Here is a 6,455-nt window from a genome sequence, read left to right as displayed (position 1 = left end):
TTCTGCCGGGGCCGAATAGATTTTGCGCGAGCCGGACAGCGGGCCGGTGGTGACCTGAAACGGCGTCATCTCGGACGGACGTGCGGGCTTGTTCATAGGAATGCGCTCCAAGAAAATGAGAATGGGAGAAGAGACGGCGCTAGACGAGCGCGTAGCCCTTGGCGGTGAGGAACGCGCCGAGCAGCAGCGTGACGAGTGCCCAGGCGGTGACGGCGTTTTCGCCTCGCATCATGCCTTCGCGGAGCGACGAGACACGCTCCGGCCAGATGATGCGGATGATCCCGCCGATCACGCACAACCAGCCGATGACAGTGACGAGCACCGTCCATTCGGCCGACCAGACGTTATGAGTGCGTACGATGGCGAGCCCTGCGAGCAGGGTGAGAATGCCGGAAAAGAAAATAAACTCGGGGCGGTTCAAGACGCCGGTGACCAATCCGGTCACCGTGCGCCGGTTGACCAGAAGTGCGGCCGCGACCGCCAAGAATAGCGGGCCGGCAAAGCCGGCTATCAGCTCTGCGTTTGACATATCGTCCATCCCTTCGCCGGTATGAGCCGGATCAGGTTCGAAGGATTCTCGCAGGCACACTGCGATCTCAGCCGGTCATCCGGCGCCCCTTGGAACATGGGGAGCTTCGGATTTTCTCCCGCGCGGCGCAAGGGCAAATCGCGCACAAAAAAAGGCCCGGCGCTGAGGCCGGGCCAGAGGGGGAGGATTTACGTTCGGATCGGCTTAGCGCCAGTCGCGATGGTGGTGATGGGGACGATCGTATCCGTACCCGTATCCATAGCCGTAGCTCGGGCCCCAATGACGATGCTTACGCCAACCGAAGAAATGCCGCTTCTTGTGCTTCCAGGCGTAAGGCGAGGGCTTGTAGTGATCGTTGCCGTAGTAACGATCTCTATTGTAGCCGCGGTCCGAGCGGACGAGTTCGACCTTCGATTGATCGAACTTCATCGGTACGGCCGGGCCAGCGAGTGCCGGCGAAACGACGACGAGCGCGGCAACGGCAGCGAGCGCGCCTTTCAGAAGCTTGGTGTTCAACATATTGCGTCTCCCTATTGCGGCTGGCCGACCCCACGTCGGTTTGTCCAGCGTTGAGGAGATGATGCGCTCGGCCCCTTGAACCCGCTCTGAATGCTCCGGTCATTCTGCGTTCATCTCGCGGGGTGGCGTTTCCATCCTGATCAACGCGATCGGGCGCGCATAAAAAAATGAGCCGATCGGGAGATCGGCTCATCGGGAGGAGCGGGCGCAACTGGCGAGAGGTTCTTGGCTGGTCGCATTCATCGGACAAAACATCTCGGATCATCTCCGTTCGTTTCTGTCGGAAACGCGTCGTCAGCAGCCTTTTTCTGTCTCTACCGAAAGAAGCGTTTCGGCGTTGCGTCGCTGATACTCATTGAGGGGCACGGCGGATTGGTCGGTATGCAGGCAGCCCTGCGTGCCGAAGGCTTTGATGGCGCGCGGGGTCTTGAAGCAATACCCCGCATCTTTCCAGATCGAGTTGCGAAGGATCCAGAGATCCTCGCAACTTTTGGTCTTCAGCTGTTGCGGCGTCACGAAGACGTTTTCGACGCAATCCACCAGGTGGCAGCCGGCGCTCGCCGCGCTCGTTGTCGCGGCGAGCATCAGGGCCGAAGCCGGCAGCAGGGATTGAGCAGAACGGATCATCGGACGACCTCAGGATCGCATTCGTGTTGATTAGCGACCAACGCGCGGGAGGAACCAGGCGCGGTGCCAGCGATCATGCTTTTCGGCATAGATGTGCTTGGCGGCCTTGTTCTGCATCTGGCTCAGCTCGCGGCGGTCGCGCTTGCTCAGGTAGCCCTTGTCCTTCATCTGGGTTTCCGTGCGTTCGATCTTGCGCTGCTCGCCGCGCAGCTTGATGCCTTCGCGCCAGGTGATGGAGCCGTCCTTGCGACCCTGCTCGATCTTGTAGGCCTGGATCGCTTTGCGATCTTCGATCGTGTGGGCCGAGGCAATCGCCGGGACCGCAATGAGAGCTGCGAGGGCGATCGAAGTGATGCGGATCATGTTCCGTCTCCAGTTGTGTTTCATTCGTATCCGGCGCGATGCCGGTGTTCGATGAAGCAACTGATAGCGGGACGGCTTTGAACCGGGACTGAATGGTGCCTTCAGCGGGCGTTCATGTTGGGAACGAGGGCCGCAACAAAAGAGAAAGCGCGCCCAGAAACGAGAACGCCCAACCCCGGGGGGCGGGGCTGGGCGTGTTAGCGCTCTCGCGCGCAACGCCGGGAGGGAAGCCGGCGTTCCAGACGATTGCCTCGGTTAGACGGGGGGAGCTACCGATGTATATGGCATCGCCTGACTGACAATGACATAAGCGCAACACGCTAGCTTTCAATAGGGGGGAGCGAGAGATATCACGAAAACGTGATTGACTTTTGCCCGATATCCCCAAGAAGGCCGCGAGTCGGCCTTAAGAAAGCGCCAAAAATGCCTTTGTTTTAAGCGCTTCCGTCCACTGCCTATTTAGGCGGCGCAGGCGAAAGCGCAAGGGCTTTCGCCCTCAATATCAATTCGACATCGTTCAGGGATGGAATTTATTCAGGCTCACGGCCTCGATCTTGAAGAGCTTGGCGTCGAGGGTTTCGGTTTTCGAGAGCTGCGACAGCTCGACGCGGGTATCGAGGCCCTGAGCGTCGGTCGTCAGCCACTCCTTGAGCTCAAGCTCCGGCTTCGTCGACAGGAACAGCTTGATCTTGCCCGGAGCGTCGGGGCTCTTGTCGCGCATGGCGAGTACGATCTGGTCGTCCGATTCCTGAACCTCGACGATCTTGGCATCGCGGATCAGGTCGACATCCTTGCGGAGCAGCAGGCGGAACGGCGTCTGATCGAGCGAAACGCGATCCTCGTTGTTGAGGTCGAGATCCTGAATGGCGAGATACTCGCCGTCCGAAATGATGATCTGCCGCGACGGGCGCGCATAATCGAAGCGGAAGCGGCCGGGCCGCTTGACCATGAACTTGCCCTTCATGCGCTTGTTATCGGCAGTTGTCTGGACGAAATCGCCCTTCAGATCGCCGAGGTTATTGAAGTAGCCGTTGATCTTCTTGACGACGTCGGTCTGGGCGTCATTCAGCATGATGCCGCCGCCTGGGGTGGCGACCTCGGCATTCCAGCCGGAGCCTTGGCCGACGGCCGCGGCGCCTCCATCGGCGGGCGGAGGCGTGGTGTTGGAATCGGGGCGCGTGGCGGGCACGGGAGCTGGGACGGCGGGTTGAGCCGCTTTCGTATCCTCCGCCTGCACAGGCAGGGATATCGTCATGGCCGCAAGCGCGAATCCCGCTGCAGCGAGCAACTCGAATGTCTTCATGTTCCGTCTCACTAGCCCCCGCCTCCGAAGCTTTGAAGGCACGTCTCGTTGTCTGACCGGACAAATGCGACCACAAGTTGGCGGATTTGCCGGAAGGGTCAGATCGGCGACCCTGGTCTAACGGGATCAGCCTGCTCACGCCAGCTTTGATGCGGAGAAGCGCGCAGTTTTCCCCGTTGGGGACTGTCACATCCATACCTAGGGTAGGTTTGCTTTTCTTCGGATCGCAATCCCGCTCTAGATTCTTGATGAGACCGATGATTCATCGCTTCGGACCTTTCCTGCGCTGCCGATTCACGCCGCGCCCGATAGGGGCCGCGACGATCGGAGCGCATTTCCTGCACTGCCGATTCACGCCGCGCCCGATAAGGGGCGCGACGATCGGAGCGCGTGGGCCCGAAGCGATCATGGTCTAGGGAAAAGCCTTACGCCTGATGGCGGGCGGGGCCGTCGCCTGCCAGGATGTCCCGGCGGCCGGTGTGGTTCGGGGCGCTGATCAGGCCTTCCTGCTCCATCCGTTCGATCAGGTCGGCGGCGCGGTTGTAGCCGATCGAAAGGCGGCGCTGGACATAGCTCGTCGAGGCTTTGCGGTCGCGCAGCACGATGGCGACGGCGCGATCGTAGAGGCTGTCGTTGCCGTCCTCGCCGCCGCCGGCGTGTCCGGGCTGGGCGCCGGACGAGGCTTCCTGCGCGTCCGCGATGCTCTCGATATAGCGGGGTGCACCCTGCGTGCGCAGATACGCGGCGACCGCCTCGACTTCATCGTCGGACACGAACGGTCCGTGGACGCGCAGCATCTGGCCGGCGCCGGACGTGTAGAGCATGTCGCCCTGGCCAAGCAGCTGCTCGGCGCCCTGCTCGTTCAGGATGGTGCGGCTGTCGATCTTGGACGCCACCTTGAAGCTGATGCGGGTCGGGAAGTTCGCCTTGATGGTGCCGGTGATGATGTCGACCGACGGGCGTTGCGTCGCCATGATCAAGTGGATGCCGGCGGCGCGGGCCTTCTGGGCCAAGCGCTGGACTGCCGTTTCGATATCCTTGCCGGCGGTGATCATCAGATCGGCGAACTCGTCGACGACGACGACGATGTAGGCCATGGGCGCGAGGTCCATGTCCTCACGCTCGTAGATCGGCTGGCCGGTTCCGGGATCGAAGCCGGTCTGCACGGTGCGGCCGAGCTGCTCGCCGCGCTCGCTCGCGCCTTTGACGCGGGTGTTGAAGGCCTCGATGTTGCGCACAGAAAGCTTGGACATGCGCTTGTAGCGCTCTTCCATTTCGGCCACGACCCAGTTCAATGCGCCGACCGCCTTCTGCGGGTCGGTGACGACGGGTGTCAGCAGATGGGGGATGCCGTCGTAGATCGACAGCTCGAGCATCTTCGGGTCGATCATCAGGAAGCGGCACTGCTCCGGCGTATGGCGGAACAGGATCGACAAAATCATCGCGTTGACGCCGACGGACTTGCCGGAGCCGGTGGTGCCCGCGACCAGGAGGTGGGGCATGCGCGCGAGATCGGCGATGACGGGCTCGCCGCCGATGGAGCGGCCGAGGGTCAGCGGCAGCACGCCGTCAGCGGATGCGAATGTCGGGCTTTCCAGGAGCTCGCGCAGGCCAACCATCTCGCGGCGGCTGTTGGGCAGCTCGATGCCGATGACGTTGCGGCCGGGGATCACGGCGACGCGGCAGCTGGTGGCGCTCATGGAGCGGGCGATGTCGTCGGCGAGCGCCATGATGCGCGTGGCCTTGGTACCGCGCGCGGGTTCCAGCTCGAACAAGGTGACGACGGGGCCGGGCTTGATGTCGCGGACTTCGCCTTTGACGCCGAAATCAGCAAGCACGTCTTCGAGGAGGCGCGCGGTGCCGCGCAGAACCGTCTGCGAAAATTCGCTGCCGGCCTTCGATGGCGGGCTCTTCTTCAGCATCGACGGCTGAGGGCGCTTGAATATGGGGTCGGCCCGGCGCGGTTTGACGGCGCGCAGCAGGCCGGATTTCGGACGGCGCGGCGCTTCTTGAGGCTTCGCAGCCGGAACGGGAGCGGGCGCGCGGGCAGCGGCTGCGTCACGCACGATGCGGGGCAGATCCTGATCGGCGGGAGACGGCTCGCGCGGAATGGGCCGGCCGTTGGCCGGGGCAAAGCGCTCGGCGATGGCACGGCTCGAGATTTCAAGGGCGGGGTCGCCCATGTCGGTCTCGTGTTCGTCGTGCCCGAAAGTCTCGGGCGCGTCGTGGTCGAAGGCGTCGTGATCCGCATCGAAGGGGGCTGCGCCGTAGCCAGGCCGACGCGGCTCGGCTGACGGTTGGCGCGCGTTGGCGAACATGCCGGGAAGTACCGGTTCGGACGCGCCGTAATCGTCGTGTGACGTTGGTGCGCGAAGTGTCCAGGGACGCAGAGCGCCGAAGGCCGCCATCAGGCCGCCGCTGCGCGGCTGATCGAGGCGAGGCATGATCTCGTGATGGGGTGCGGCGGCCGCCCACGCGGGCTGCGCGGACTGGGTCGCGTAAGTCGGGCGGCGGCGGGTCCAGCGCATGACGTCGTCGTTGCTGAAACCGAGCGTGCGTAACAGTGCGGACAGGCCGAGGCCGCCGAGAAGGATCACGGCTGCGATGGCCGCCGTCTCGGAATTGATGAAGCGGAGCAGGGACGAGGTGACGTCAAACAGCACGTCGCCCAGGATGCCGCCGTAGCCGCGCGAGATCGGCCAGGATGCGGCAAGCGGAAACGCGCTCACGGCGCCGGCCATGCCGAGCACTGCGAACGGATAATAGGTGATCTTGGCGCGAAGCCCGGTGATCTGCTCTGCGAATACGAGTTCGATGCCCCAGATCATCAGGGGCAAAAGAGCGATGGCAGCCGAGAGGCCGAGGGTCTGGATCAAAAGATCGGCGATGATGGCGCCGGGTGCGCCGAGCGCGTTGCGGACGGAACCGCCGGTGACATGCGTGAGGCTAGGGTCGGTTACGGACCACGTCACCATGCTGGCCCAAGCGGCGGCCAGGGTGGCGAGGAGCAGCAGCCCGCATCCGCGGCCGAGGGTGCCGATTAGGCGGGCCTCGAGAGCGGGCGGCAATAGGCGCTGACGATCATGTCCATTAACGGACGCAACTGAGGGCATG

6 protein-coding genes and 1 riboswitch are annotated in these 6,455 nt (G+C 63.3%); all 6 genes read right to left on the bottom strand.

What is annotated here, in order from left to right:
- Positions 1-139 precede the first annotated feature (139 nt).
- The 6 genes from RCO24_RS16160 to RCO24_RS16135 all read right to left on the bottom strand — a co-directional run bounded on the left by RCO24_RS16160 (position 140) and on the right by RCO24_RS16135 (position 6,454).
- Positions 140-529 (bottom strand): hypothetical protein, encoded by a 390-nt coding sequence (locus RCO24_RS16160; protein ID WP_308963552.1) that lies wholly within the window; start codon positions 527-529, stop codon positions 140-142.
- Positions 521-629, bottom strand: a riboswitch (TPP riboswitch). It overlaps the preceding gene by 9 nt.
- Before the next feature lie 104 nt (positions 630-733).
- Complete coding sequence (locus tag RCO24_RS16155; RefSeq protein WP_308963550.1) at positions 734-1,048, bottom strand: hypothetical protein; 315 nt, start codon at positions 1,046-1,048, stop codon at positions 734-736.
- A 294-nt stretch (positions 1,049-1,342) separates the two neighbouring features.
- Positions 1,343-1,675 carry a YARHG domain-containing protein gene (locus RCO24_RS16150; RefSeq protein ID WP_308963548.1) on the bottom strand — a complete coding sequence of 111 codons (333 nt, stop codon included), beginning with the start codon at positions 1,673-1,675 and terminating at the stop codon, positions 1,343-1,345.
- A 30-nt stretch (positions 1,676-1,705) separates the two neighbouring features.
- Positions 1,706-2,038, bottom strand: a complete 333-nt coding sequence (locus RCO24_RS16145; protein WP_308963546.1) for a hypothetical protein — start codon at positions 2,036-2,038, stop codon at positions 1,706-1,708.
- 517 nt (positions 2,039-2,555) lie between these two features.
- On the bottom strand, positions 2,556-3,341 hold the full coding sequence (locus tag RCO24_RS16140; protein WP_308963545.1) for an outer-membrane lipoprotein carrier protein LolA: 786 nt from the start codon (positions 3,339-3,341) through the stop codon (positions 2,556-2,558).
- A 425-nt stretch (positions 3,342-3,766) separates the two neighbouring features.
- On the bottom strand, positions 3,767-6,454 hold the full coding sequence (locus tag RCO24_RS16135) for a DNA translocase FtsK 4TM domain-containing protein (protein WP_308963543.1): 2,688 nt from the start codon (positions 6,452-6,454) through the stop codon (positions 3,767-3,769).
- Position 6,455: the final 1 nt, after the last annotated feature.

This window comes from Hyphomicrobium sp. LHD-15, assembly GCF_031157355.1.
Taxonomy (GTDB): Bacteria; Pseudomonadota; Alphaproteobacteria; order Rhizobiales; family Hyphomicrobiaceae; genus Hyphomicrobium_C.
This window is presented reverse-complemented; position numbering and strand designations above follow the sequence as displayed.